This window comes from Burkholderia sp. HI2761 (genome assembly GCF_002223355.1).
In the GTDB taxonomy this organism is placed as follows: Bacteria; Pseudomonadota; Gammaproteobacteria; order Burkholderiales; family Burkholderiaceae; genus Burkholderia.
Window position 1 is genome coordinate 493,062 of record NZ_NKFN01000001.1, and the last position, 25,841, is coordinate 518,902.

Sequence of the window (25,841 nt, forward strand, 5' to 3'; positions counted from 1 at the left end):
CCCGCACGCCGCGCCGTGGCGCCGCGCACTGCATTCTTTCGTGGCCGCGGGCCGCTAGCCGCACGCCGCTAGCCGCGCGCCTCAGCCCACGACGGCACGCACGATCAGGATCAGCACACCGATGAACACGCCGGCCGCGATCAACGCGACGATCAGCACGTGCAACGGATTGAGCTGCGTCGCGTCGGCCTCCAGGTCGCGCCGCTTGCGCACCCCGAAGAACGACCACAGCACCGCTCTCAGTGCCTGACCGAACGTTCCACTCCGCTTGACCTCCGTCATCGCCCCGCCTCCATCGTCATGCGTCCGGCTTTGCCGCACCCTGCGCCGCCGCCGTACTGCGCTGCGCCGGTGCCGGCGTGGCCGGCGTATTCAGTTCGAAGAACGTGTACGACAGCGTGATCGTCTTCACGTCCTTCGGCAATTTCGGGTCGATCACGAACACCACCGGCATCTTGCGCGACTCGTTCGCGGTCAGCGTCTGCTGCGTGAAGCAAAAGCACTCGATCTTCTTGAAGAACTCCGTCGCCTGCTTCGGCGCGTAGCTCGGAATCGCCTGCGCCACGATCGGCCGGCCCTGCCCGTTCGTCACGTCGTACACGATCGTCGTCAGTTCGCCCGGATGCACGTCGAGACTGTTGTGCTCCGGCTTGAACCCGAGCGGCCCGCGTGCGTTCGCATCGAACTCGACCGACACCGTGCGGCCATAGTCGACCTGCGAATTCTTCACCTCGCGCTCGCTGACATCGCGCTGCACCAGGTTGTTGATGCCGGTGATCTGGCAGATCGCCCGATACATCGGGATCAGCGCGAAGCCGAAACCGAACATCAGCCCGGCCACGACGAAGAGCTTCACCAGCATCGAACGATTGAACGCACGATCCACGGCGCCCTCTTCCGGCTTCGACATACGACGACTTCCTCGCTACTGCGTCAATTACTGCATCAGTGGGTGGACAGCCACCACTGCTTGATCACGACACCCACAAAAAAAACGGCGGCGATGACGAGCAGGGTGAGGCCGAGCCGCTTGTTGCCCGCGCGGATCTGCTCGGGCGTTCGTCTTTCTTGTGGATTCCGGGTCATCTGCAACTTCGCTGAAACTTCGCTGATCCATCGATTCGGCGCCCGCCGCGCCTGCCTGCGCGGCAGGCAGCGGCGGAACGCCGGGTGAAACTTACTCGACGTGCGGCGGTTGCTCGAACGTGTGGAAGGGAGCCGGGCTCGGCACCGTCCACTCGAGGCCCGTCGCGCCATCCCACGGCTTGTCCGACGCCTTTTCCAGCTCGCCGCCGCCGCGGTAGGCCGGCAGCGCAACCGCGAACAGGAAGTACACCTGCGCGAGGCCGAAGCCGAATGCGCCGATCGTCGCCACCTGGTTGAAGTCCGTGAACTGCGCCGGGTAGTCCGCATAGCGGCGCGGCATGCCCGCGAGACCGACGAAGTGCATCGGGAAGAACGTCAGGTTGAAGAAGATCATCGACGCCCAGAAGTGGATCTTGCCGCGCGTCTCGTTGTACATCCAGCCCGTCCACTTCGGCGCCCAGTAGTACCAGCCCGAGAACAGCGCAAACAACGAGCCGGCCACCAGCACGTAGTGGAAGTGCGCCACCACGAAGTAGGTGCCGTGATACTGGATGTCGAGCGGCGCCATCGCGAGCATCAGGCCCGTCAGGCCGCCGAACGTGAACACGAACAGGAAGCCGATCGCGAACAGCATCGGGGTTTCGAACGTCATCGAGCCGCGCCACATCGTCGCGAGCCAGTTGAACACCTTCACGCCCGTCGGCACCGCGATCAGCATCGTCGCGTACATGAAGAACAGCTGGCCGGTGACCGGCATGCCCGTGGCGAACATGTGGTGCGCCCAGACCATGAACGACAGGATCGCGATCGACGCCGTCGCGTACACCATCGAGCTATAACCGAACAGCGTCTTGCGCGCGAACGCCGGGATCACCTGCGACACGATCCCGAACGCCGGCAGAATCATGATGTACACCTCGGGGTGGCCGAAGAACCAGAAGATGTGCTGGTACATCACCGGGTCGCCGCCGCCTGCCGCGTTGAAGAACGACGTGCCGAAGTGGCGGTCGAACAGCACCATCGTGATCGCGCCTGCCAGGACCGGCATCACGGCGATCAGCAGGTACGCGGTGATCAGCCACGTCCACGCGAACATCGGCATCTTCATCAGCGTCATGCCCGGCGCGCGCATGTTCAGGATCGTCACGACGATGTTGATCCCGCCCATGATCGACGACGCGCCCATGATGTGGACCGCGAAGATCGCGAAGTCCATGCCCGGGCCCATCTGCGTCGACAGCGGTGCGTACAGCGTCCAGCCGGCCGCCGTCGCGCCGCCCGGCGCGAAGAACGAACCGACCAGCAGCACGGCCGCGACCGGCAGCAGCCAGAAGCTGAAGTTGTTCATCCGCGCGAACGCCATGTCGGATGCGCCGATCTGCAGCGGAATCATCCAGTTCGCGAAGCCGACGAAGGCCGGCATGATCGCGCCGAACACCATGATCAGGCCATGCATCGTCGTGAGTTCGTTGAAGAACTCCGGACGCATGATCTGCAGGCCCGGCTCGAACAGCTCGGCACGGATGCCGAGCGCCATCACGCCGCCGGACAGGAACATGATGAACGAGAACAGCAGGTACAGCGTACCGATGTCCTTGTGGTTGGTGGCGAACAGCCAGCGACGCCAGCCGTGCGGGGCTCCGTGCGCGTGGTCGTCGTGCGCGTGGTCCGCGGCTACGTCGTGCCCGATGCTAGACATGAGAATCTCCTAATGCGAATACGTCGACTAACTCAGCGACACGTCAAGCCGCCGGGCCGATCTCGACACGCCGGGCTTCCTTCGCGTCAGCCCCGCCCGTGATCGTTTCCGGCTTTTTGAGAATAATGTGGTCTTCCGCCACGCCTGCTGCCTTCAGCGCATCGCGCACGGCCTGAGCCCGATGCTTCGCCAGTTCGGCGTTCGCGTCGGCCGAGCCCGACTTGTCGGTGAAACCCGACAGCGCGAGCTTCGCGTCCGGATGCGCCTTCGCATAGTCGGCCGCGGCGGCGATCGCCGCCTTCGCGTCGGCCGGCAGCACGCTCTTGCCCGTCTCGAAGTAGATCGTCGACAGTGCGGCCGATGCCGCCGCTGCCGGCTGCTCGGCGCCCGACGCGGCTTGCGCCGGTGCCGAAGCCGCTTCCGCCGGCGCCGCGGCCGTTGCCGCGCCCGCCGCGTCTTCCGGCATCTTGCCGTTGCGCGCGTCAGCCACTTGCTTCGGCTGCAGCAGGTCGTTCTTGTGGTTGCCCCACGAGTTGCGTTCGTACGTGACGACCGAGGCGATGTCGAGGTCCGACAGCGACGCCCACGACGGCATCGCGCCCTTGCCGTGCAGCACGCGCTCGACGTGACCGGCGATCGGGCCGTTCGCGATCGGGCTGCCGTCCATCGCGGGGAACGCGCCGAGGCCCTTGCCGTTCACCTGGTGGCAGGCCGCGCAATTCGCCTTGTAGACTTCCTCGCCGTGCGCGACGAGTTCGGCCATCGTGTAGACCTTGTTCGGATCGACCGCCGCGCTGGCGAGCTTCGCCTTCTGCGCCGTGACCCACTTCGCGTAGTCGTCGTCCGACAGGACTTCGACGACGACCGGCATGTACGCGTGTTCCTTGCCGCACAGCTCGGTACAGAAACCGCGGAACGTCCCGACCTTGTCGGCCTTGAACCACGTGTCGCGCACGAAGCCGGGGATCGCATCCTGCTTCACGCCGAACGCGGGCACGTACCACGAGTGGACGACGTCGTTCGCGGTCGTGATGATGCGGATCTTCTTGTTGACCGGCACGACCAGCGGATTGTCGACTTCCTGCAGATAGGTGTCGGTGATCGGCTTCTTGCCCATCACTTCGTCGCGCGGGGTGGTCAGCGTCGACAGGAAACCGATGCCCTCGCCCGGGCCCTTCACGTAGTCGTAGCCCCACTTCCACTGGTAGCCGGTGACCTTGATCGTGAGATCGGCGTTCGTCGTGTCCTTCATCGCGACGACGGCCTTCGTCGCCGGCAGCGCCATCAGCACGACGATGACGAACGGCACGATCGTCCAGATGATCTCGACGGTCGTGCTTTCATGGAAATTGGCGGCCTTGTGGCCCTTGGATTTGCGGTGCGCGAAGATCGAATAGAACATCACGCCGAACACGCCGACGAAGATCACCGTACACAGGATCAGCATCATCGTGTGGAGATCGTAGAGCTCCTCGGCGATTTTCGTGACCGGCGGCTGAAAGTTGATCTCGTTGACACGGGGGCCGCCCGGGCTATCACCGACCGCCAGGGCCGCACCGGCAAAGAGCAATCCGCTGCATGCCAGCACGCCCGCGAGGGCTCGCTTGATTGTTTTCATAGCATCCTTACCCAAAATTTCCATTCAAACCCTCCCCCGTCGCAAGCCGCCGGCCTGTTCCGGCCGATGACTGCGCCTCGTCAGCCGCAGCGCCTGAGCGACACGCGCAGTTCGTCGGCGAACTGCGCACGCTTGTACTGCGCGAGATGCTGCCCGATTACGACGGTCTGCCCGCGCGATACCAGCCGAATCGGATCGCGTGGCGTCGCACCCGGCTCGACCCGCACCCAGCGCGGGTTGAATTCGATCTGCGTGAGCCGCTCCGCATCCATCCGCTCGATCACGAGCCGGTGCGGAAACAGCCTGATGCGCTCGTAATCGACCGCATGGCGAGCATAGATCGCAAATGCGACACCCACCGCCAGCAACTCGATGCCGGTGAAGGGCATGACGAGCCAGACCCCTCTCCACATCAGCAACGCCGCGATCGCCAGCGAGAAGCCCGCGAGCGACGCGTAAAACAGCACGAACTGGCGTGGCGACACCGAACAGTTGCGTTTCATGAGCCAGTCTTCGAGGACCGGTTCGCTGTCCGCCGTCTCCGCCAAAACCCTCGCTGCTCCCATCGCCGCCTCACGCGAATGGCATGCGATGCATGCCTGCATCGGACTCGTCGCCCCGTATTGCGGGGACCCCGGGACGACAAGCTGACGCATTATAGGCGGGTTCAATGGCATCCACAAGCAAGCGCCTATCGCCCGCCAAGCCAAGCGCGACAAGCTTTCCGGCCGTTTTGGGCGCTAATTCGACCCCGCTTTGCGCCGCTAATTTCGGACATAACAAAACCCCTCTTTACCGCTTTACCGATTCTTCGGACGCCCCTTGCCGATGTCCTCGATGCGCACGATCCCGTGCCCTTCCGCGGTCGTGCGCGGCACGGCCTTCCACGCGTGGCCGTAGATCACCTCGAAGGTCAGGGGGATCGTGCCGTCCTCGCGCCGGCGCGCGTCCAGCGCGTCGCCGAGCGCCGCGCGAAAGCGCCGCGTCGCGTGCCGGGGCGCCATGCGCTCGAACGGGTAGGCGCCCCAACGGCGCACGTCGGCCAGCAGGGAATCAGCGGATTTGTAGGTGACGGTCAGCACTTCCTGGTCCATCACGGGAATCTCGAAGCCGCTCTCGACGAGCATGTCGCCGAGGTCGTGCATATCGACGAAATCGATCACGCGCGCGGTGGGCGGCGCAATGCCGAGCGCCGCTTCGGTGTCCGCGCAGGCCGCGCGCAGCTCGCGCAGCGTGTCGGGGCCGAGCGTGCTGAACATCAGCAGCCCGTTCACGCGCAGCACGCGCTGCCATTCGGGCAGCACCGCGTCGGGACGCGAATGCCAGTGGAGTGCGAGATTCGACCAGATCAGGTCGAACGCGCCACCGGGAAACGGCAGCGCGGCGAAGTCGGCCTGCGCGACGCGCGGGCCGCGCTGGCCCAGCGCCCGGCCGAGCGATGCCGGCAGCCAGCGGCGCCAGGTAGTCTGCTCGACTTCGCGCTGACCGGCCCGCGCGAGCATCGCGCCGGACAGGTCCACGCCGAACACCGGCGCTTCCGGAAAGCGCGCGCGCAGCGCCGGGAGATCGTCGCCCGGGCCGCAGCCCGCATCCAGCACGGCCGCGGGGCTCACCTTGATGTATTCGAGGCGCTCGTTCATCCGCTGCGCGATCTCGCGCGGCAGGAACGCAACCGCGTCGAACGTGGCGGCACGGCGGTCGAAGATCCGCCGCAGGCGCCGGGTGTCATTGGCCGGACGGCCGGTTGAAGTCGAAGCTGGGGACATGTCGGGCACACTGGCGAAGAGCCCGAAGTATACTCGCTCGCCTCGCAAGCTTCATCGAGGCGGCGTGCCAGGAGTGTTGCGATGGTCCGCGGTTCCGCCGAGCGCACGATGCGCGTCGTTTTGTCGCAGGTCCGAATACGGGTCGCGCGCGTTGCCGCGATCGCGTTGCCGAATCGGTGCGCGCTATGCGGCAATTTGTCACACGCCGTGATTTGCGGCGCCTGCGATGCCGCGTACTGGAATGAAGCGCGGCTGCGCTGCGACGTCTGCGCGCTGCCGCTCGGCGTCGGGCAGGCGCGATCGCCCGGCGGCGGTCGCATCGGCGCCGGCCGCGCGGCCGCGTACCGGTGCGACGCGTGCCGCACCGCGCCTCCGCCGTTCGATGCGACGCTCGCGCTCGCCGATTACCGCGCGCCGCTCGACGGGCTCGCGCGCGGCCTGAAGTTTCATGCACGGCTCGCGCTCGGCGGTGAATTCGCGGCCCGGCTCGCACGGCTGGTCGACGATACGCGCGGCGCGCGCGGCTTCGACCTCGTCGCGCCGGTGCCGCTGTCGCACCGGCGGCTCGTCGCCCGCGGCTACAACCAGGCGTGGGCGATCGCGCGTCCGCTCGCGCGCCGGCTCGGCGTGCAAGCGGAGGCAGCGTTGCTCGCGCGCGTCGCCGATACCGCGCCGCAGTCGCGGCTCGACCGGCACGCACGACGCGACAACGTGATGGCGGCTTTCGCGGTGGCAGGCGGCGTCGCCGGGCGCCACATCGCGCTGGTCGACGACGTGATGACGTCCGGCGCGACGCTCGCGGCGGCCGCGCAGGCGCTGAAGGCGGCGGGCGCCGCACGCGTGACGAATCTGGTTGCGCTGCGCACCGCCAGGGATTAATTAGATAGAGAGGCCGGCCGCCGGCGTGCGGCCGTCACGAACCGGCCGGCCGGATGCACGCGCGCGTTGCGCCGCTCCGGCCGCCCCAGCCAAACCGAAACATGTTCAACGTCGTTCTCGTCGCCCCAGAAATTCCGCCGAACACCGGCAACGTGATCCGCCTGTGCGCGAACACCGGTGCGCGCCTGCACCTGATCGAGCCGCTCGGCTTCCCGCTCGACGACGCGCGGATGCGCCGCGCCGGCCTCGACTATCACGAGTATGCGCAGATGCGCGTGCACCGCGACTGGGACGCGTTCGTCGCCGCCGAAGCGCCCGATCCCGCGCGGATGTTCGCGTTCACGACGCGCGGCTCGGGCCGCTTCCACGATCGTGCATTCCTGCCCGGCGACTGGTTCGTGTTCGGCTCCGAAACGCGCGGCCTGCCCGCCGAGCTGCTCGAACGTTTTCCGAACGAACAGCGCGTGCGCCTGCCGATGCGGCCGGACAACCGCAGCCTGAACCTGTCGAACACGGTCGCGGTGGTGGTGTTCGAGGCGTGGCGTCAGGCCGGCTTCGAAGGCGGCGCCTGACGCGCTCGGCGGATACGACCCGCGGCGCCGAACGCGTCAGGTTCGCGCGAGCCGCGCGCGGTACAGGTCGTAGATGTCGGGGGAAAAGCACGCGAACACAACGCGGGCAAGGTTCGGCGCCTGCGCAAGCATCTCGGCGACGGTGCCGACCGCGATGTCGACGGCCGCTTCGGCCGGATAGCGGTAGATTCCGCAACTGATCGCTGGAAACGCGATCGACGTCGCGGCGACTTCTTCGGCCAGCTCGATCGCGCGCCGGTAGCACGACGCAAGCAGCTCGGCCTCGCCGCGCGCGCCGCCGTACCACACGGGGCCGACCGCATGAATCACGTAGCGCGCCGGCAACCGGTGGCCGCGCGTGAGCTTCGCGTCGCCGGTGTCGCAGCCGCCGAGCGCGCGGCACTCGGCGAGCAGGCCGGGGCCGGCCGCGCGATGAATCGCGCCGTCGACGCCGCCCCCGCCGAGCAGCGAGCCGTTCGCGGCGTTGACGATCGCATCGACGTCGAGCGTCGTGATGTCGACGACCTGCGCATCGAGCGTGGTGGAATGGATCTGCAGCATGACGACCTCGCGGAACGCCGGAGACGGTTCAAGCGTAGCTCGCTTTGGCGCCGCGCGCCCGGCGCGACCGTGCCGGGCGATCCCGCCCCGCGCTACTCCGCGCGTGCGTCGCGGCGAAGCAGGCCGCTGACCGCGTCGCGCGGCGCGATGCCGTCGAACAGCACGCCGCACACGGCTTCCGTGATCGGCATTTCGATCGACTGCGCGCGTGCGAGCGCCAGCACGGCCTGCGCGCAGCGCACGCCTTCGGCCACGTGGCCGAGCGCGCCGAGGATGTCGTTCAGCGTGCGGCCGGCCGCCAGTTGCAGGCCGACCGTGCGGTTGCGCGACAGGTCGCCCGTCGCGGTGAGGATCAGGTCGCCGAGGCCCGTGAGGCCCGTGAAGGTTTCCGCGCGGCCGCCGAGCGCCACGCCGAGCCGCGACATTTCGGCGAGGCCGCGCGTGATCAGTGCGGCGCGCGCGTTCAGCCCGAGGCCGAGACCGTCGGAAATGCCGGTCGCGATCGCCAGCACGTTCTTCACCGCGCCGCCGACCTCGACGCCGACCACGTCGTCGCCCGTATAGATCCGCATCGCGCCGTGATGGAACGCGGCGAGCGTGCGCTCGCGGCATTCGGCCGACGTGCTCGCCACCGTCAACGCGACGGGCAGCGACTGCCCGACCTCGCGCGCGAAGCTCGGGCCCGACAGCACGCCGTTGCTCCGCTGTTCGGGCAGATCGGCCGCGATTACCTGATGCGGCAGCAGATGCGTGTCGGCGTCGAAGCCCTTGCAGACCCAGACGATGTGCGCCGGCACGCAGCCTGCGTCGCGCATCGCGCGACACAGCGTGCGCAGCCCGGCCACCGGCGCGGCGATCACGCACAGCGCGTCGTCCGCGGCGCCATGCGCGAGCGCGGCACCGAGATCGGCGTCGTAGCGCAGCGCGTCAGGCAGCACGATGCCGTCCAGATAGCGGGAATTTTCGTGCCGGACCTGCAGCCCGGCGATGAGCGCGGCATCGCGCGCCCACAGAAGCGTATCGTGCCGCGCGGCCAGATGGCCCGCGAGCGCGGTGCCCCAGGCACCGGCGCCGAGAACGGCTACTTTCATACCCAGCACCGGTCCGAGCGAAGCGTCAGTTCAGCGTCGTGCCATTCGGCGCGCCGTTCGGCGCTGCTGCGCCGCCGGCCTGCTGCTGAAGCTGCGCGAGACGCTGCTCGTACAGCGCCTGGAAGTTGATTTCCGCCAGGTGGATCGGCGGGAAGCCGGCGCGCGTGATCGCGTCGGCGATGTTCGAGCGCAGGTACGGGAACAGGATCGTCGGGCATGCGATGCCGACGAGCGGGTCGAGCTGTTCGTCCGGAATGTTGCGAATGTCGAAAATGCCGGCTTGCTTCGCTTCGATCAGGAACGCGACCTTGTCCTTCACCTTCGCGGTGACGGTACCCGACACGACGACCTCGAACACGCTTTCCGCGAGGCGGTCGGCCTTGACGTCGACTTCGACTTCAACCGAGGGCATGTCCTGCTCGAGGAAGATCGCCGGCGAATTCGGCTGCTCGAGCGACATATCCTTCAGGTAGACGCGCTGGATGTTGAAGAACGGTTGGTTTTCGACGTCGGACATGGTGTTTCCCTAAAAGTGGTGACGGGGCGGCCCGGCTGTTCGCCGGCCGCCACGGATGAATCCTGCGCGCCCAAGCCGCGGCGCGGCCGGCGGCCATTCTGCCCTAATCAGGCCGCTTGCAGAAGCGGCACGAGGCCGCCTTCGCGATCGAGCTTCGACAGATCGTCGTAGCCGCCCACGTGCGTGTCGCCGATATAGATCTGCGGCACCGTGCGGCGCCCCGTGCGCGTCATCATTTCCTCGCGGCGGGCCGGGTCGCGGTCGATCAGCACCTTCTCGATCTGCTCGACGCCGCGCAGCTTCAGCAGGCGCTCGGCCTGCATGCAATACGGACACACCTGCGTGCTGTACATCAAAACCTTGTTCACTTCGCCACTCCTTGTTTGACGACCGGCATCCCGGCCTGCTGCCAGGCGGCCACGCCGCCTTCGAGCACGTGCACCTCGGCGTAACCCGCCGCCTCGACCTCGCGCGCCGCCTTCTGCGACTGCTGGCCGTTCTGGCAGACGAGCAGCACCGGAGTGCTCTTGTTCTTCGCGACCTGCGCAATTTTCGCGCCGATCTCGCCCGCCGCGACCTGACGCGCCGACGGCAGGTGGCCGGCGGCGAAATCGGAGGCGGCGCGTACGTCGATCACGACCGCGTTGCGACGGTTGATGAGTTGCGTCGCCTCGGCGGCAGACAGGCCACCGCGGCCGCGGCGCAGTGCGGGCCATGCGAGCAGACCGCCGGAAACCACCAGGATCGCGATAAGGGCCAGGTTGGTGTAATTGGTAAAGAACGTCACGGAATTCCGCCGGAAGAAGAGAAATCGGATGAGGACAATCCCGCCATTATAAAATAACCGCCTTGCGCGATGGCGGGCCCGGTCAGGGTGCCGCGCGACGCGCTCCGCTTCCCTATCACTACCGACCGCAAGATCCATGTACAAACTCGTTCTCATCCGCCACGGCGAATCGACGTGGAACAAGGAAAACCGCTTCACCGGCTGGGTCGACGTCGACCTGACCGAACAGGGTCGCAACGAGGCCTACCGGGCCGGCGAATTGCTCAGGGAGGCCGGCTACACGTTCGACATCGCGTACACGTCGGTGCTCAAGCGTGCGATCCGCACGCTGTGGCACGTGCAGGACAAGATGGACCTGATGTACCTGCCGGTCGTCCACTCGTGGCGCCTGAACGAGCGCCACTACGGCGCGCTGTCGGGGCTGAACAAGGCGGAAACGGCCGCGAAGTTCGGCGACGAGCAGGTGCTCGTGTGGCGCCGCAGCTACGACACGCCGCCGCCCGCGCTCGAGCCGACCGACGAGCGCGCGCCGTTCAACGACCCGCGCTATGCGAAGGTGCCGCGCGAGCAGCTGCCGCTCACCGAGTGCCTGAAGGACACGGTCGCGCGCGTGCTGCCGTTGTGGAACGAGTCGATCGCGCCGGCGGTGCGCGCCGGCAAGCAGGTGCTGATCGCCGCGCACGGCAACTCGCTGCGCGCGCTGATCAAGTACCTCGACGGCATCTCGGACAGCGACATCGTCGGCCTGAACATCCCGAACGGCGTGCCGCTCGTCTACGAACTCGACGAGAACCTGAAGCCGATCAAGCACTATTACCTCGGCGACCAGGAAGCGATCGCGCAAGCGCAGGCCGCCGTCGCGAAGCAGGGCAAGGCGGGCTGACGCCCGGCGCGGCGGGCAGGCCGCGTTCCGGCACGGCGTGCGGGGCCCCGGCCTCGCCGTCGACGCCGGTCCGCACGCCGCGCGAACCTTCGCGGCCCTGCCGCGGTCGAATGCGCTTTCGAACCCCGCAGCGCGCCCGGCGGTGCCCCGCGGGCCCTTTGCGGCCTTTTCGACGCTTTTCGCGCCGTTCCACTGAGTTATCGGACGAACAGTTATACTTGTCCGCTACATCCCCGCTACCGCCACGCGCTTCCCGACCGCACCAGACTCTCTATGCGAATGAATTTGAAGAACATCGGCCTGATTGCCGCGGGCCTCGCCACGGGCGTGTTCGCCACGCTGCAGGTTTCCGCATCGGCCGAGCAGACCGCCACGGCGCCGCTTCCCCTCGACCAGCTCCGCCTGTTCGCGGAAGTATTCGGGCAGATCAAGCGCGAGTACGTCGAACCGGTCGACGACAAGAAGCTGCTGACGGCCGCGATCAAGGGCATGGTGTCGAGCCTCGATCCGCACTCGTCGTTCCTCGACAAGACCGACTATGACGAGCTGCAGGAGCAGACGAAGGGCCGCTTCGCGGGCCTCGGCATCGAGATCTCGCAGGAAGACGGCCTCGTCAAGGTGATCTCGCCGATCGAGGACACCCCCGCGTTCCGCGCCGGCATCCGTCCGGGCGACCTGATCACGCGCATCAACGACAAGCCGGTGCGCGGCATGACGCTCGACAAGGCCGTGAAGCAGATGCGCGGCGAGCCAGGTACCAAGGTCACGCTGACGATCTTCCGCAAGAGCGACGACCGCACGTTCCCGGTCACGGTCACGCGCGCGATCATCAAGGTCCAGAGCGTGAAGCTGAAGATGCTCGATCCGGGCTACGCGTACATCCGCATCACGAGCTTCCAGGAGCGCACGACGCCCGATCTCGCGCAGAAGCTGCAGGACATCGCGCGCCAGCAGCCGAACCTGAAAGGCCTGATCGTCGATCTGCGCAACAACGGCGGCGGCCTGCTGCAGAGCGCGGTCGGCGTGGCCGGCGCGTTCCTGCCGCCCGACTCGGTCGTCGTGTCGACCAACGGCCAGATTCCCGATTCGAAGCAGGTCTACCGCGATACGTACGACAACTATCGCCTGCCGTCCTTCGACGGCGATCCGCTGAAGAATCTGCCGCCGATCTTCAAGACCGTGCCGATGATCGTGCTGACGAACGCATATTCGGCGTCCGCGTCGGAAATCGTCGCCGGTGCGCTGCAGGATTCGAAGCGCGCGCAGATCATGGGCAAGACGACGTTCGGCAAGGGTTCGGTGCAGACGGTCCGCCCGATGACGGCCGACACCGCGCTGCGCCTGACCACCGCGTACTACTACACGCCGAGCGGCCGTTCGATCCAGAACAAGGGCATCACACCCGACATCCCGGTCGATCAGTACGCGGACGGCGATCCCGACGACGTGCTCGTGACGCGTGAGGTCGACTATTCGAACCACCTCGCGAACACGCAGGATCCGAACGAGAAGAAGGAACAGGAAGAGCGCGATCAGCGCCGGATGGATCAGCTGCGCGTCCTCGAAGAGCAGAACGACAAGAAGACGCCGGAGCAGCGCCAGAAGGATCGCGATCGCAAGCCGATCGAGTTCGGCAGCGCCGACGACTTCATGATGCAGCAGGCGCTCAACAAGCTCGAAGGCAAGCCGGTCCAGGAATCGAAGTCGCTGATCGCCGAGAGCGTGACGAAGAGCCCGGCCGGCAAGGCCGCCGCGGCTGCGAAGGCATCGGGCGCAAGCGCCGCGAAGCCGGCTTCCGCACCGAAGCCTGCCTCCGCGCCGAAGTAAGCGCCGGCCAGCATCCAACGGGCCATCGCGGGAAGACCGCGATGGCCCGTTTTTCATGCGCGCCTAAAATAACGAACGTCCGCCCGCCTCGCTCACGATTGCCCATGAACGACGATCAACTCCTTCGCTACTCCCGCCACATCCTCGTCGACGAGATCGGCATCGAGGCGCAGCAGCGCTTTCTCGACGCGCATGCGATCGTCGTCGGCGCGGGCGGCCTCGGCTCGCCGGCCGCGATGTATCTCGCGGCATCGGGGGTCGGCACGCTCACGCTCGTCGACGCCGATACGGTCGACCTCACGAACCTGCAGCGGCAGATCCTGCACGTGACGGCATCGGTCGGCCGCAGCAAGGTCGAATCGGGGCGCGACGCGCTCGCGCAACTGAACCCCGAGGTGACGGTGAACGCGGTCGCGGCGCGCGTCGACGATGCCTGGCTCGACACGCACGTGCCGCACGCGAGCGTCGTGCTCGACTGCACCGACAACTTCGCGACGCGCCACGCGATCAATCGCGCATGCGTCGCGCACGGCGTGCCGCTCGTGTCGGGCGCCGCGCTGCGCTTCGACGGCCAGATCAGCACGTTCGACTTCCGCGACGCGGCCGCGCCTTGCTATGCGTGCGTGTTTCCGGAAGACCAGCCGTTCGAGGAAGTCGCGTGCGCGACGATGGGCGTGTTCGCGCCGACCGTCGGGATCATCGGCGCGATGCAGGCGGCCGAGGCGCTGCGCGTGATCGGCGGCATCGGCAGGACGCTCAACGGGCGGCTGATGATGCTCGATTCGCTGCGGATGGAATGGACGACGATGAAAATCGCGCGCCAGGCCGACTGCCCCGTGTGCGGGGGCCGGCACTGACGCGCGACGGGCATGCGCCCGGCCGCGCATGCGTGACGCTTCGCTATAGTTAGCGGCGCCGAAACCGCCTAAGCGGCCGCGTCCGCGCGCGGCTCGGCGATCGACAGCCGTTGCAGCGCCGCCTGCACCTCTTCCGGCTCGAACGCGGCCAGCACGTCGGCCGTCGGCTTTTCGAGCGCCTTCAAATGCGCGCGCAGGATTTCCTGCTTGACGACGAGCAACTGGCTCGGGTGCATCGAGAACTCGGTGAGCCCCATCCCGAGCAACAGGCGCGTGAGCGCCGGGTCGCCCGCCATCTCCCCGCACACCGACACCGACACGCCCGCGCGCTTCGCTTCGCGCAACGTGTACGCGATCAGATGCAGCACGGCCGGATGCAGCGGGTCGTACAGGTGCGCGACCGCGTTGTCGGCGCGATCGATCGCGAGCGTGTACTGGATCAGGTCGTTCGTGCCGATCGACAGGAAATCGAAGCGCTTCAGGAACAGCGGCAGCGCGATCGCCGCGGCCGGAATCTCGATCATCGCGCCGAGGCGCACGTTCGGATCGTATGCGAGCCCCGCGTCGTCGAGCTGGCGCTTCGCCTCGCGGATCAGGTCGAGCGTCTGGTCGATCTCCTGCGCGTGCGCGAGCATCGGGATCAGGATCTTCACCTGGCCGAACGCGGACGCGCGCAGGATCGCGCGCAACTGCGTGAGGAACATCTGCGGCTCGGACAGGCTCCAGCGGATCGCACGCAGGCCGAGCGCCGGGTTCGGCGCCGTTTCGTAGCCTTCGTCGAGCGCCTCGAGCGGCTTGTCCGCGCCGACGTCGATCGTGCGGATCGTCACCGGCATGCCCTTCATCCATTCGACGGCGCGCTTGTACGCGGCGAACTGCTCCTCCTCTTCCGGCATCTCCTTCTGATGCATGAACAGGAACTCCGAGCGGAACAGGCCGACGCCGACCGCGCCGGCCTCGACGGCCGCCTTCGCGTCGTCGGGCAGCTCGATGTTCGCGTACAGGTCGATCTTCGTGCCGCACAGCGTTTGCGTCGGCGAGAACTTCAGGCGCTGCAGCTTGCGTTGCTCCAGCAGCTTCTCGGACTGGCGGTACGAATACTCCTCGAGGACGATCGGCGCCGGATCGACGATCACGATGCCCTGGTCGCCGTCGACGATGATCAGGTCGTCCTGGCGAATCAGCGCGCTCGCATGCTGCACGCCGACCGCGGCCGGAATGCCGAGGCTGCGCGCGACGATCGCCGTGTGCGACGTGCGCCCGCCGAGATCGGTGACGAACGCCTGGAACGACTGCGTCTTGAACTGCATCATGTCGGCCGGCGCGATGTCGTGCGCGACGACGATCATCTCGCTCGTGCCGTTCCTGGCCGCGCGGCCGAGCGCCTGCGACGCGGACGGCGCACCGGCGAGCGCCTTCAGCACGCGCTCGACCACCTGCTCGATGTCGGCCTTGCGCTCGCGCAGGTATTCGTCCTCGATGTCGTCGAAATGGCGCGTGAGCAGTTCGAGCTGCTCGGTCAGCGCCCATTCGACGTTGTAGCGGCGCGTGCGGATCAGGTCGATGGTTTCCTGCACGAGCATCTCGTCGCTCAGGATCATCGTGTGGACGTCGATGAATGCGCCGACTTCGCTCGGCGTGTCGACGCTCAGGTCGGCGCGCAGCGCTTCGAGCTCGCGACGCACGACGTCGAGCGCCGTGCGGAATCGCTCGACCTCGGCGTCGGTCTGGTTGGTCTCGATCAGGTAATGGGCGACGTCGAGCGCCGCCGGCGCGATCAGATACGCTCGCCCGATCGCGATACCTCGTGAGACGGGAATGCCTTGCAGCGTGAAAGACACGCGCACCTCCTCTGGACAAGTAAAGCCGCGGCACACTGCTGCGATGCGCTTATGACCCCGGTTAGCGATTATAAATTCCGCGACTCCCTGCTGACTGCATGCAGCGCAGCATTGCGCTTTCCGCATCAATGCTTCCGACGAAAAAAATGCCGCGACATCCGCGGCATTCTGACTGGAAACGGCAATGATTCCGCGCAGCGCTCACTGGCCTTCGCCGAACTTGTCGGCGATCAGCTTCAGCAGTGCGTCCATCGCTTCCCGCTCGTCGGGCCCTTCGGTCTCGATCGTCACGGTGCTGCCGATGCCGGCCGCCAGCATCATCACGCCCATGATGCTCTTCGCATTGATCTTGCGCCCGTTGCGTGTCATCCAGACTTCCGACTGGAAGTTGCCGGCCAGTTGCGTAAGCTTGGCCGATGCGCGCGCATGGAGCCCCAATTTATTGACGATGGTGGTTTCTTGTTGAAGCATGATTCTCGGTCGGGTCGGTCGGGACCACCGGCGGCGCGCGCCGGCGGGTCGGTCTAAAACGGAAAACGGACGCTCAGTGCGATTCGGTGCGCGGCTGCGGTTCGGGCGGAATCGGCGCGCACTGGCCGCAGCCGGTTTCGGTCGGCGGCGGCGGCGTGCCGGACGACACCTCGTGGACGCCCTTCGCGCCGCCGGACAGCGCCTTGTCGACCAGCTTGTCGAGCGGCACGGTGCGGTAGCAGACGGCCCGCACGAGCATCGGCAGGTTCACGCCCGCCAGCACGCGCACGTTGTCGAGCTTCGCGAGCTGGCCCGCGATGTTCGCGGGCGTCGCGCCGTACATGTCGGTCAGCACGACCACGCCGTTGTCTTCCCGCAGCCGTGCGAGTTCCGCGTGCGCAAACGCCATCACCTGGGTCGGATCGCTGTCCGCGGTCACGTCGATGCAGCCGATGCGGGCGGGCACGCCGCCGTAGATGTGCGCGATGCAGTCCCGCAGCGCGGTGGCGAGCGGAGCGTGCGCGATGATCAGAATCCCGGCCATGTTAGATCGCTCCCGGCCGCCCCTGGCGGGCCGATACCCCGCGGCGGGGCAATGAGCGTAGCGAGTGTGGGGAACGTTTCATGTTCAGCCTTGCAACAGTGTCGGCCCGACCGCCGGGCCTTCGGTGCGCCGATCACGGCACCGGGCAAGCGGGCATTGTAGCAGGCCGGTCAAGCTGCTCCGGCGACGGGGGACCTGCGCGGCCGCCGCCGGGGTTGCGCGGGAGGCGGCCTACGCGGCCGCGCGCTCCAGCGCGTCGATGAACATCGCGGCGACGTCGAAGCCCGTTTGCTCCATGATCTCGCGAAAACACGTCGGGCTCGTGACGTTCACCTCGGTCAGCCAGTCGCCGATCGCGTCGAGGCCGACCAGCAGCAGCCCGCGCGACGCAAGCAGGGGCCCGAGCGTCGCGGCGATCTCGCGATCGCGGGCCGTCAACGGCTGCGCGACGCCGAGCCCGCCCGCGGCGAGATTGCCGCGCACCTCGCTGCCCTGCGGAATCCGCGCGAGCGAATACGGCACCGGCTCGCCGCCGATCAGCAGGATGCGCTTGTCGCCGGCCTTGATCTCGGGGATGAACTTCTGCGCCATCACCGAGCGCGTGCCGTCGTGGCTCAGCATCTCGACGATCGAACCGAGGTTCATGCCGTCCGGCTTCACGCGGAACACGCCCATGCCGCCCATTCCGTCGAGCGGTTTCAGGATCACGTCGCCATGCTCGGCGTGGAACGCGCGCAGCCGCTTCGCGTCGCGCGTGACGAGCGTCGGTGCGACGAACTGCGGAAACTCGCCGATCGCGAGCTTCTCCGAATGATCGCGGATCGACTGCGCCCGGTTGAACACGCGGGCGCCCGCGCGCTCGGCCAGCTCGAGCAGCCACGTCGACGTCACGTACTCCATGTCGAACGGCGGATCCTTGCGCATCAGCACCGCGCCGAACGATTCGAGACGGCGCGCATCGACCGCGCCCGCATCAAACCAGATGTCGCGATGCAGATCGTCCAGTTCGCCGACGAACGTGATGCGCCGCACGTCGGCCTCGACGGCCGAGCCCGTCCACGCGAGGTGGCGCGGTTCGCACGCGTACACCGCATGCCCGCGCCGAGCGGCCTCCGCCATCATCGCGTAGGTCGAATCCTTGTAGATCTTGAAATGCTCGAGCGGGTCGGCGATAAAAAGAATGTCCATGCGGGTCCTGTACGTAGCGAAGGTCCGTTACACCTGGATGGCTTCGGGGTCGGTCTTTTCCAGTTCGATCGACGACGCGATCAGCGACAGCCGCGCGACGACGCCGTACATGTAGAAACGGTTCGGCGGCGCGGCCCCTGGCTTCGCGCCGGCATCCGGCAGCGCGGTGTGCTCGAAGCCGAGCGGTACGTAGTGCATGCCGGGCGCGTTCAGGTTCTGGTCGCGCTCGCGGCCGCCGTGCGTGCGGTAGAAGCCGCCGACCACGTAGCGGTCGATCATGTACACGACCGGCTCGGCCACTTCGTCGCCGACGCGCTCGAACGTGTAGACGCCTTCCTGCACGATCACGTCGTGCACCGCGAGGCCGGCCTTCGATTCGGCCATCTGTGCGCGCTCGGCCTTCGTCATGCGGCCGATCTCGGCCGCGTCGTGCACGGTCATCACGCCGCGGCCCGCGGTGCCCGCGTCGGCCTTCACGACGACGTACGGTTTCTCGCTGATCCCGTATTCGCGATACTTGCGCGCGATCTTCTTCAGCACGCCGTCGATCGCGTCGGCGAGCGCCTGCTCGCCTTCATGAGCCTGCCAGTCGACGCCTTCCACATGCGCGAAATACGGATTCACCATCCACGGATCGACGCCGACCATCTTCGCGAACTTCTTCGCGACGTCGTCGTAGCATGCGAAGTGCGTCGACTTGCGGCGCACGGCCCAGCCCGCGTGCAGCGGCGGCAGCAGATACTGCTCGTGCAGGTTTTCCAGCACGGCCGGGATGCCGGCCGACAGGTCGTTGTTCAGCAGGATCGAGCACGGATCGAAATTCTTCAGGCCGAGGCGGCGCTGCGAACGCTCGAGCGGTTCGAGCACGATCTTCTGGCCGTCGGCCAGCGTGATCGGCGTCATGTCGGTGATGCTCGGGTCGAGCGAGCCGAAACGCACGTTCAGGCCGGCCTGGCGCATGATCGTCGCGAGGCGCGCGACGTTTTCCAGGTAGAACGCGTTGCGGGTCGGCAGCTCGGGAATCACGAGCAGATTCTTCGCGTCCGGGCAGATCTTCTCGATCGCGGCCATCGCGGCCTGCACGGCGAGCGGCAGCACTTCGGACGGCAGATTGTTGAACGCGCCGGGAAACAGGTTCGCGTCGACGGGCGCCAGCTTGAAGCCGGCATTGCGCAGGTCCACCGAACAATAGAACGGCGGGGTGTGTTCCTGCCATTCGAGCCTGAACCAGCGTTCGATCGCAGGCGTCGCGTCGAGGATCTTCTGCTCGAGTTCGAGCAGCGGACCGTTCAACGCGGTAACGAGGTGGGGAACCATGAATCACTCGCGAGCGGGAGAATGAAGATTGTAGAGCAATTGCCCTGCCCATTTGGGGATTGTTCCCGGCTTCGCAAGGGTTTGGAGGAAGTTTTCGGCTATTGACCCGATAGCGCGCAGGGTTATCCGCTACGGCAGCGGGTGACAGGAGAAAAAAAGCCCGCCGGGTAGGCGGGCCGAAGTCGCTGCGCTCATTCGGAGCGGACGCCGCCGTCACGGCGGCGCGCCGTCGATTCGTGTGACTTATTCCACGTGCTCGCCGTGCAGCACCACGTCGAGGCCTTCGCGCTCTTCCTCTTCGGACACGCGCAGGCCGATCGTCAGATCGATCAGCTTCAGCAGCACGAAGCTCAGCACGCCGCTGTACACGAGCGTGATCAGCACGCCCTTGGCCTGCAGCAGCAGGCTGCCGTCCATGCCGCCGATGTCCTTGACCGCGAATACGCCGGTCAGCAGTGCGCCGAGAATCCCGCCCACGCCGTGCACGCCGAACGCGTCGAGCGAATCGTCGTAGCCGAGCTTCGACTTGAGCCACGTCGCCGACCAGAAGCACACGACGCCCGCCGCGATACCGATCACGAGCGCGCCCGCCACGCCGACGAAGCCGGCCGCCGGCGTGATCGCCACCAGACCCGCGACCGCGCCCGACACGATGCCGAGCACCGACGGCTTGCCCTTCGCGATCCATTCGGCAAACATCCAGCCGAGCGCCGCGCAGGCCGTCGCGACCTGAGTCGTCAGCATCGCGAAGCCGGCACGGCCGTCGGCGGCGACCGCGGAACCCGCGTTGAAGCCGAACCAGCCGACCCACAGCATCGAGGCGCCGATCATCGTCAGCACGAGGTTGTGCGGCGCCATCGATTCGCGCCCGTAGCCGACACGCTTGCCGAGCACCAGGCACGACACGAGGCCCGCGATACCGGCGTTGATGTGCACGACGGTGCCGCCCGCGAAGTCGAGCACGCCGTCCGCCGACAGCCAGCCGCTCGGCTCCCACACCATGTGCGCGATCGGCACATAGACGATCAGCGACCAGAGCGTCATGAACACGAGCATCGCCGAGAACTTCATGCGATCGGCGAACGCGCCGCAGATCAGGGCCGGCGTGATGATCGCGAACGTCATCTGGTAGACGAAGTAGACCGACTCGGGAATCGTCGTCGCGAGATGGCTGACCGTCAGCGTCGTCGCCTTGTCGCCCTTCACGTAGGACATGCCGTGCAGGAACACGCGCGACAGGCCGCCGATGAAGCCGTTGCCCGGCGTGAACGCGAGGCTGTAGCCGACCACCGTCCACAGCACCGTGATCAGCGCGGTGATCGCGAAGCTTTGCATCACGGTCGCGAGCACGTTCTTCTTGCGGACCATGCCCGCGTAGAACAGCGCGAGGCCGGGGACCGTCATGAACAGCACGAGCGCGGTGGACGTCAGCATCCACGCGGTGTCGCCCGCGCTGATCTTCGACGAATCGACCGAGAACGGCGCGGTGGGTGCGGCCGGTGCGGATGCGGCGGCGGCCGATGCCGCTGCGGCGGCCGATGCGTCGGCCACGCCCGAAGGCGGTGTGGCAGCGGCGGCAGCGGATGCGTCGGCGGCCGGCGCCGAAGCGGCCGGTGCGGCAGCGGCCGATGCGTCGGAAGCGGTGGCGGCGGGCGCGGAAGCAGCCGCGGCGGACGCCGCGTCGTCGGCGAGCGCGGAGCCGACGCCGGTCGCGATCAGCGAGCCGGCCATCAGCAGGGACATCAAAAATTTGCGCATCTTGGGTTTCCTCTTGTCGCTTGTCTTGTCTGTTCTGTTAGAGCGCGTCCGCGCCTGTCTCCCCGGTGCGAATCCGGATCACTTGTTCGATCGGCGTGACGAAGATCTTGCCGTCGCCGATCTTGCCCGTGCGCGCGGCCCGCTCGATCGCCTCCACCGCCTGGTCGACGAGATCGTCGGAGACGGCCGCCTCGATCTTCATCTTCGGCAGGAAATCGACCACGTATTCGGCGCCGCGGTACAGCTCGGTATGCCCTTTCTGGCGCCCGAACCCTTTCACCTCCGTCACCGTGATGCCCGAAACGCCGAGCGCCGACAGCGCCTCGCGCGTCTCATCGAGCTTGAACGGCTTGATGATTGCGGTAATGAGTTTCATGAAGTCCTCTCGCTGGGTTGTCCCGTCGAATTGGTTGGAATGTTGTAACGGACTCTTCTCAGCAACTCGCATGCCATGTTGATCCGAGCACCGTCTCGAAGGGCTTCATGGCGGGGTCGCATCCCGTGATGTAAGGCGCGGAAGCCCGGCCGAATGGCCAACATGGCCCGGTTTGCTGGCGCGGCGAAAGGATCGTTGCTAGAGTGCACGCACGTCCCGAATCGCCGGGGCATTCACCCATGCGGGCGCCATGCCCGGAATTCGCGCCTCCGGCGCACCATTTCCGGTCATGCGTGCATCATGGGCACGTACGCAACTGAAGATGCACATTTTTTGTGCAAGGAAGGGGAATCACATGAAGCAACCCAGCGACGTTTTCAACGATCTGCAGTCGCGTGTCAGCGATTTGCTGAAAAACTCGCCGGCCAAGGACGTCGAGCGCAACGTGAAGGCCATGCTGTCGCAAGGCTTCTCGAAGCTCGATCTCGTCACGCGCGAGGAATTCGATACCCAGGCACAGGTGCTCGCCCGCACCCGCGTGCGCCTCGAGGAACTCGAAAAGCGCGTCGCGGAACTCGAGCAGAAGCTCGCCGCCCCGCAGGCCTGACGCCCCACCCGGCCGCAAGGTCCGGGCGCGGGCCGCCTCGTGCGGCCCGCGCCCGCCACCCCGAAGCCGTTTCGCCTTTCGCCACGCTTCGTCGTCCGTCGTTCCTCGCAGCACCCTCCGCTCTTCGCAGTTCGTCGCTCTTCGCAGTCCATCGCTCTTCGCAGTTCGTCGTTCGCAACACCCCGTTCTTTTCCCGCGCCACGCCGGCAAGCGCGCATTCGATTCCTCCGATTCCCGCGGCATGCGGCCCCGAACGGCCGTCGTCCGCCTGTTTACAGGAGCCTCGCCATGTCGCTCGCCGTGGTGCGCAGTCGCGCGCCCGCCTCCGGCCGCGCGCCGGACGTCACCGTCGAAGTCCATCTCGCCAACGGGTTGCCGTCGTTCTCGATCGTCGGGCTGCCCGATCTCGAAGTCCGCGAAAGCCGCGAGCGCGTACGCGCCGCGCTGCAGAACTGCGGATTCGAATTCCCGGTGCGCCGCATCACCGTCAATCTCGCGCCGGCCGACCTGCCGAAGGAATCGGGCCGCTTCGATCTGCCGATCGCGCTCGGCATCCTCGCCGCGAACGGCCAGATCCCGGCCGACGCGCTGGCCGGCCGCGAATTCGCAGGCGAGCTGTCGCTGACGGGCGCGCTGCGGCCGATGCGCGGCGCGTTCGCGATGGCATGCGGCGCCGCGCGGGACCGGCGTGCGGAGGGCTCCGGCGCGGAGCTCGCCGGCGGCCCAGGCCCGGGCCTGGATTCCGGCGCCCCGCGCGATTCGACCGCGACAGCGCGCCCGCCCGAGCTGTACCTGCCGCTCGCCAGCGCGGCCGAGGCGGCGCTCGTGCCGGGCGTCACGGTGTTCGGCGCGCCCGACCTGCCCGCGCTGTGCGCGCATCTCGCCGATGCACCGGACGGGCGGCTCGCGCCGGTCGCGGCGCCCTGTCTCGACGGCCTGCCGGCACCCGCCGGGCCCGACCTCGCGGACGTCATCGGCCAGCGCGGCGCGCGGCGCGCACTGGAAGTCGCCGCCGCGGGCGGGCATCACATGCTGATGGTCGGCCCGCCCGGGGCCGGCAAGTCGATGCTGGCGGCACGGCTGGCCGGCCTGCTGCCGCCGCTGACCGACGACGAGGCGCTGACCTCGGCCGCGCTCCTTTCCGCGAGCCGGCTCGGCTTCTCGCCCGCGCAATGGCGCCGCCGGCCGTTCCGCGCGCCGCATCACTCGTCGAGCGCCGCCGCGCTGGTCGGCGGCCGCAACCCGCCGCAGCCGGGCGAAATCACGCTCGCGCACCTCGGCGTGCTGTTTCTCGACGAACTGCCGGAATTCGACCGGCACGTGCTGGAAATGCTGCGCGAGCCGCTCGAAGCCGGCCGCATCACGATCTCGCGCGCGGCCCAGCAGGCCGACTTCCCCGCCGCGTGTCAGCTGATCGCCGCGATGAACCCGTGCCCGTGCGGCTGGCACGGCGATCCGTCCGGGCGCTGCCGCTGCTCGCCGGACGTGGCCGCCCGCTATCTGCGCAAGCTGTCGGGGCCGCTGCTCGACCGCATCGACATCCAGATCGACCTGCCCGCGCTGTCGCCGGCCGAACTCGCAACCCGCGCGACGGCGTCCGGCGAGCCGAGCGCCGCGGTGGCCGCCCGGGTCGCGCGGGCGCGTGCGCTGCAGCTCGATCGGCAGGGCAAGACGAATCACATGCTGAGCGGCCGCGAAACCGACGACCTGTGCCGGCCGACCGACGAAGGTGAGCGGCTGCTGCGCGAAGCCGGCGAGCGCTTCGGCTGGTCGGCGCGTGCGTATTTCCGCGTGCTGAAAGTCGCGCGGACGATCGCCGACCTGGCCGGCGACCCGCTGCCGACGGCCGCGCAGATCGCCGAGGCGATCCGCTACCGGCGCGCGCTGACGGCGCTGTAAGCGGCCCTGGAGGACAAAATCAGGCTGTCAAGACTTGACTTATACACAATTCCGCGAATCCGGCCCCGGATCGCGGCTCGTCGCGGCCTTTGCCGGGCGGAATTCGTATCCCGTTGTTTTTATTGATTTTTATCAGAATGCGAACGGACGACCAAACGGGCCGGAAGGCCGTCCCGCGCGGCTCTGCGGGAAATATCGGCAACTTTTCAACAAAGTTATCCACATGCGCTGTGGATAGCCGAAAAACCCTCGCAAAATCCGACGATTAGCGTCGAAAGCTGCGAATGAACTTTCAGTTGTCACGGGGTGTCTGAGCGCCCTTGCCGGCCGTCGTCAATCGAGTTTGAACGAGCCGAAAAATTGGTCGAGCTGCTCCTGCGCGAGCGGCCCGTCGGCGATCACGACGGCCTGGTACGCATGCCGGCCGCGTGCCACGAGCCGCGCGACGATCGTCTTGCGCGCGCGATCGCCGCCGGCCGCGGCACCCGCGATGCGCAACTCGAGCCCGTTCACCGCGCCGCCGGCCGCGAGCGGCACGGGCACCGCCGCCGTGCGCGGCGCACCTTCGAGGTTGCGCGACAGCCCCGCCCGCAGGAAGTCGAGCGCCGCGCGGCGCGTGTCGTCGCGATCGTCGGGCAACGTCAGCGTGCCGACCGCAAACACTGCACCGTCGACGTGCGCGGCCTGCATCCGCATCGGCATCGACGTACCGCCGAGCGTCACCGGCTGCTCCTCGACGGTCGGCTTCGCCGGCAGGTCGATCGTGTAGCCGGCGTCGTTGTGCAGCGTGCGCCAGTCGTACGACGGCGAGCACGCGGCCAGCGCGGCGCTCAGGCAGGCCAGCGCGGCGAAGTGTCGCAGCGGGCGAAAAAGGGGGCGCAACGAATCGGTGACTTCCTTCGGCATGGCGTGGATCGCGGCAGGCAAAACGATCATTATCCGTCGAACCGGAAAACCGGGATGCGCGGCCGCCGCCGGTGCGCGCGCCGCATTCGCGCTAAAATGGGCGCCGAATTTCGACGTCCTTTGCATCGATCAGCGTCATCGACTCCGAGAGCACCAGATGAACACCACGCCTTCCGCCCGCCGCAGTACCGGCCCCGTGCGCTACCTCGTCGCGGCCGCCGTCGTCGCGGCGATCGCCGTCGCCGGCTTCTTCGCGTTCAACGGCAAGTCCAGCGTGCCGGACGCGACCTTCACGCTGCTGTCGGGCCAGAAGGTCTCGACCGCCGGCGACCTGAAGGGCAAGGTCTATCTCGTGAACTTCTGGGCGACGAGTTGCGCGACCTGCATGCAGGAAATGCCGCAGATGGTCGATACCTACAATCGCTTCAAGGGCCAGGGGCTGGAATTCGTCGCGGTCGCGATGAACTACGATCCGCCGATGTACGTCGCGAACTACGCGCAGACGCGCCAGTTGCCGTTCAAGGTCGCGCTCGACGACGGCAGCGTCGCGAAACAGTTCGGCAACGTGCAACTCACGCCGACGACCTTCGTCGTCGACAAGGACGGCAAGATCCTGAAGCGCTACGTCGGCGCGCCGCAATTCGCGGAACTCGACGCGCTGCTCAAGAAGGCGCTCGACGGCAACGCGGCCTGAGCGCCGCCGGATCCGGCTGGAAGGCACGCGCACCGCGCCCTTCCAACAAGAAACGGACCGCATGACCGGGCAACCCGGTTCCGCGGTCCGTTTGCTT

At 67.3% G+C, this 25,841-nt stretch carries 28 protein-coding genes; 8 read left to right on the forward strand and 20 right to left on the reverse strand.

Going from position 1 to position 25,841, the window contains the following annotated elements; translation table 11 throughout:
• Positions 1-81: 81 nt before the first annotated feature.
• The 7 genes from CFB46_RS02330 to CFB46_RS02360 all read right to left on the reverse strand — a co-directional run bounded on the left by CFB46_RS02330 (position 82) and on the right by CFB46_RS02360 (position 6,169).
• Positions 82-282, reverse strand: a complete 201-nt coding sequence (locus tag CFB46_RS02330; RefSeq protein WP_027785505.1) for a DUF2970 domain-containing protein — start codon at positions 280-282, stop codon at positions 82-84.
• Positions 283-298: 16 nt separating this feature from the next.
• Positions 299-910: a cytochrome c oxidase assembly protein gene (locus CFB46_RS02335; protein WP_089499175.1), complete on the reverse strand. Its 612-nt coding sequence runs from the start codon at positions 908-910 to the stop codon at positions 299-301.
• Positions 911-945: 35 nt separating this feature from the next.
• Complete coding sequence (locus CFB46_RS35790) at positions 946-1,086, reverse strand: cytochrome oxidase small assembly protein (RefSeq protein WP_006486385.1); 141 nt, start codon at positions 1,084-1,086, stop codon at positions 946-948.
• Positions 1,087-1,177: 91 nt separating this feature from the next.
• Positions 1,178-2,785 (reverse strand): cytochrome c oxidase subunit I, encoded by a 1,608-nt coding sequence (gene ctaD / locus CFB46_RS02345; RefSeq protein ID WP_027785507.1) that lies wholly within the window; start codon positions 2,783-2,785, stop codon positions 1,178-1,180.
• A 43-nt stretch (positions 2,786-2,828) separates the two neighbouring features.
• Positions 2,829-4,427, reverse strand: a complete 1,599-nt coding sequence (gene coxB / locus CFB46_RS02350; RefSeq protein ID WP_089499176.1) for a cytochrome c oxidase subunit II — start codon at positions 4,425-4,427, stop codon at positions 2,829-2,831.
• A 56-nt stretch (positions 4,428-4,483) separates the two neighbouring features.
• Entirely contained in the window at positions 4,484-5,008 is a 525-nt protein-coding gene (locus tag CFB46_RS02355; protein ID WP_051421408.1) for a DUF2244 domain-containing protein, read from the reverse strand.
• A 195-nt stretch (positions 5,009-5,203) separates the two neighbouring features.
• A complete protein-coding gene (locus CFB46_RS02360; protein ID WP_089499177.1) occupies positions 5,204-6,169 on the reverse strand; it encodes a methyltransferase domain-containing protein in 966 nt (321 codons plus the stop codon).
• An 81-nt stretch (positions 6,170-6,250) separates the two neighbouring features.
• Between CFB46_RS02360 and CFB46_RS02365 the strand changes: the two genes are divergently transcribed.
• The gene (locus tag CFB46_RS02365) at positions 6,251-7,048 is read left to right on the forward strand and encodes a ComF family protein (protein ID WP_089499178.1); all 798 of its coding nucleotides are present in this window, start codon (positions 6,251-6,253) and stop codon (positions 7,046-7,048) included.
• A 101-nt stretch (positions 7,049-7,149) separates the two neighbouring features.
• The gene (trmL, locus tag CFB46_RS02370) at positions 7,150-7,620 is read left to right on the forward strand and encodes a tRNA (uridine(34)/cytosine(34)/5-carboxymethylaminomethyluridine(34)-2'-O)-methyltransferase TrmL (RefSeq protein ID WP_027785512.1); all 471 of its coding nucleotides are present in this window, start codon (positions 7,150-7,152) and stop codon (positions 7,618-7,620) included.
• Positions 7,621-7,656: 36 nt separating this feature from the next.
• Here the strand turns inward: trmL and CFB46_RS02375 are convergent, their stop codons facing one another.
• From CFB46_RS02375 to CFB46_RS02395, 5 genes are all read right to left on the reverse strand, one after another.
• The gene (locus tag CFB46_RS02375; protein ID WP_089499179.1) at positions 7,657-8,181 is read right to left on the reverse strand and encodes an O-acetyl-ADP-ribose deacetylase; all 525 of its coding nucleotides are present in this window, start codon (positions 8,179-8,181) and stop codon (positions 7,657-7,659) included.
• A gap of 92 nt (positions 8,182-8,273) precedes the next feature.
• Positions 8,274-9,272, reverse strand: coding sequence for an NAD(P)H-dependent glycerol-3-phosphate dehydrogenase (locus tag CFB46_RS02380; protein ID WP_089499180.1), 999 nt, complete (start codon positions 9,270-9,272; stop codon positions 8,274-8,276).
• Positions 9,273-9,297: 25 nt separating this feature from the next.
• Complete coding sequence (gene secB / locus CFB46_RS02385) at positions 9,298-9,789, reverse strand: protein-export chaperone SecB (RefSeq protein WP_027785515.1); 492 nt, start codon at positions 9,787-9,789, stop codon at positions 9,298-9,300.
• A 107-nt stretch (positions 9,790-9,896) separates the two neighbouring features.
• On the reverse strand, positions 9,897-10,157 hold the full coding sequence (grxC, locus tag CFB46_RS02390; protein ID WP_006477722.1) for a glutaredoxin 3: 261 nt from the start codon (positions 10,155-10,157) through the stop codon (positions 9,897-9,899).
• Positions 10,154-10,576, reverse strand: a complete 423-nt coding sequence (locus CFB46_RS02395; RefSeq protein ID WP_027785516.1) for a rhodanese-like domain-containing protein — start codon at positions 10,574-10,576, stop codon at positions 10,154-10,156. The genes grxC and CFB46_RS02395 overlap by 4 nt, the downstream gene beginning before the upstream one ends.
• Before the next feature lie 136 nt (positions 10,577-10,712).
• Here CFB46_RS02395 and gpmA point away from each other — a divergent pair, with 136 nt between their 5' ends.
• From gpmA to CFB46_RS02410, 3 genes are all read left to right on the forward strand, one after another.
• Entirely contained in the window at positions 10,713-11,459 is a 747-nt protein-coding gene (gene gpmA, locus CFB46_RS02400) for a 2,3-diphosphoglycerate-dependent phosphoglycerate mutase (protein ID WP_089499181.1), read from the forward strand.
• A 273-nt stretch (positions 11,460-11,732) separates the two neighbouring features.
• Positions 11,733-13,286, forward strand: coding sequence for a S41 family peptidase (locus tag CFB46_RS02405; protein ID WP_027785518.1), 1,554 nt, complete (start codon positions 11,733-11,735; stop codon positions 13,284-13,286).
• 104 nt (positions 13,287-13,390) lie between these two features.
• Positions 13,391-14,143 carry a HesA/MoeB/ThiF family protein gene (locus CFB46_RS02410; RefSeq protein WP_089499182.1) on the forward strand — a complete coding sequence of 251 codons (753 nt, stop codon included), beginning with the start codon at positions 13,391-13,393 and terminating at the stop codon, positions 14,141-14,143.
• 68 nt (positions 14,144-14,211) lie between these two features.
• Here CFB46_RS02410 and ptsP read toward each other — a convergent pair whose 3' ends face one another.
• The 7 genes from ptsP to CFB46_RS02445 form a co-directional block, all read right to left on the reverse strand.
• Positions 14,212-15,984, reverse strand: coding sequence for a phosphoenolpyruvate--protein phosphotransferase (ptsP, locus tag CFB46_RS02415; protein ID WP_089499323.1), 1,773 nt, complete (start codon positions 15,982-15,984; stop codon positions 14,212-14,214).
• Positions 15,985-16,185: 201 nt separating this feature from the next.
• Positions 16,186-16,455: an HPr family phosphocarrier protein gene (locus tag CFB46_RS02420; RefSeq protein ID WP_006477716.1), complete on the reverse strand. Its 270-nt coding sequence runs from the start codon at positions 16,453-16,455 to the stop codon at positions 16,186-16,188.
• Positions 16,456-16,528: 73 nt separating this feature from the next.
• Positions 16,529-16,999 (reverse strand): PTS sugar transporter subunit IIA, encoded by a 471-nt coding sequence (locus CFB46_RS02425; protein ID WP_027785521.1) that lies wholly within the window; start codon positions 16,997-16,999, stop codon positions 16,529-16,531.
• Positions 17,000-17,230: 231 nt separating this feature from the next.
• A complete protein-coding gene (gene gshB, locus CFB46_RS02430; protein ID WP_089499183.1) occupies positions 17,231-18,187 on the reverse strand; it encodes a glutathione synthase in 957 nt (318 codons plus the stop codon).
• 27 nt (positions 18,188-18,214) lie between these two features.
• Positions 18,215-19,504, reverse strand: a complete 1,290-nt coding sequence (gene gshA, locus CFB46_RS02435) for a glutamate--cysteine ligase (protein ID WP_027785523.1) — start codon at positions 19,502-19,504, stop codon at positions 18,215-18,217.
• Positions 19,505-19,747: 243 nt separating this feature from the next.
• Positions 19,748-21,262, reverse strand: coding sequence for an ammonium transporter (locus tag CFB46_RS02440; RefSeq protein WP_089499184.1), 1,515 nt, complete (start codon positions 21,260-21,262; stop codon positions 19,748-19,750).
• 37 nt (positions 21,263-21,299) lie between these two features.
• Positions 21,300-21,638 (reverse strand): P-II family nitrogen regulator, encoded by a 339-nt coding sequence (locus CFB46_RS02445; protein ID WP_006398175.1) that lies wholly within the window; start codon positions 21,636-21,638, stop codon positions 21,300-21,302.
• Positions 21,639-21,993: 355 nt separating this feature from the next.
• On the opposite strand from CFB46_RS02445, the gene CFB46_RS02450 reads away from it, so the two are divergent.
• Both CFB46_RS02450 and CFB46_RS02455 read left to right on the forward strand, forming a co-directional pair.
• Entirely contained in the window at positions 21,994-22,245 is a 252-nt protein-coding gene (locus tag CFB46_RS02450; RefSeq protein ID WP_006489451.1) for an accessory factor UbiK family protein, read from the forward strand.
• 288 nt (positions 22,246-22,533) lie between these two features.
• Entirely contained in the window at positions 22,534-24,144 is a 1,611-nt protein-coding gene (locus CFB46_RS02455; RefSeq protein ID WP_089499185.1) for a YifB family Mg chelatase-like AAA ATPase, read from the forward strand.
• 333 nt (positions 24,145-24,477) lie between these two features.
• Here the strand turns inward: CFB46_RS02455 and CFB46_RS02465 are convergent, their stop codons facing one another.
• A complete protein-coding gene (locus CFB46_RS02465) occupies positions 24,478-25,050 on the reverse strand; it encodes a hypothetical protein (RefSeq protein ID WP_089499324.1) in 573 nt (190 codons plus the stop codon).
• 157 nt (positions 25,051-25,207) lie between these two features.
• Here CFB46_RS02465 and CFB46_RS02470 point away from each other — a divergent pair, with 157 nt between their 5' ends.
• Positions 25,208-25,744, forward strand: a complete 537-nt coding sequence (locus CFB46_RS02470) for a peroxiredoxin family protein (RefSeq protein ID WP_027785527.1) — start codon at positions 25,208-25,210, stop codon at positions 25,742-25,744.
• Positions 25,745-25,841: the final 97 nt, after the last annotated feature.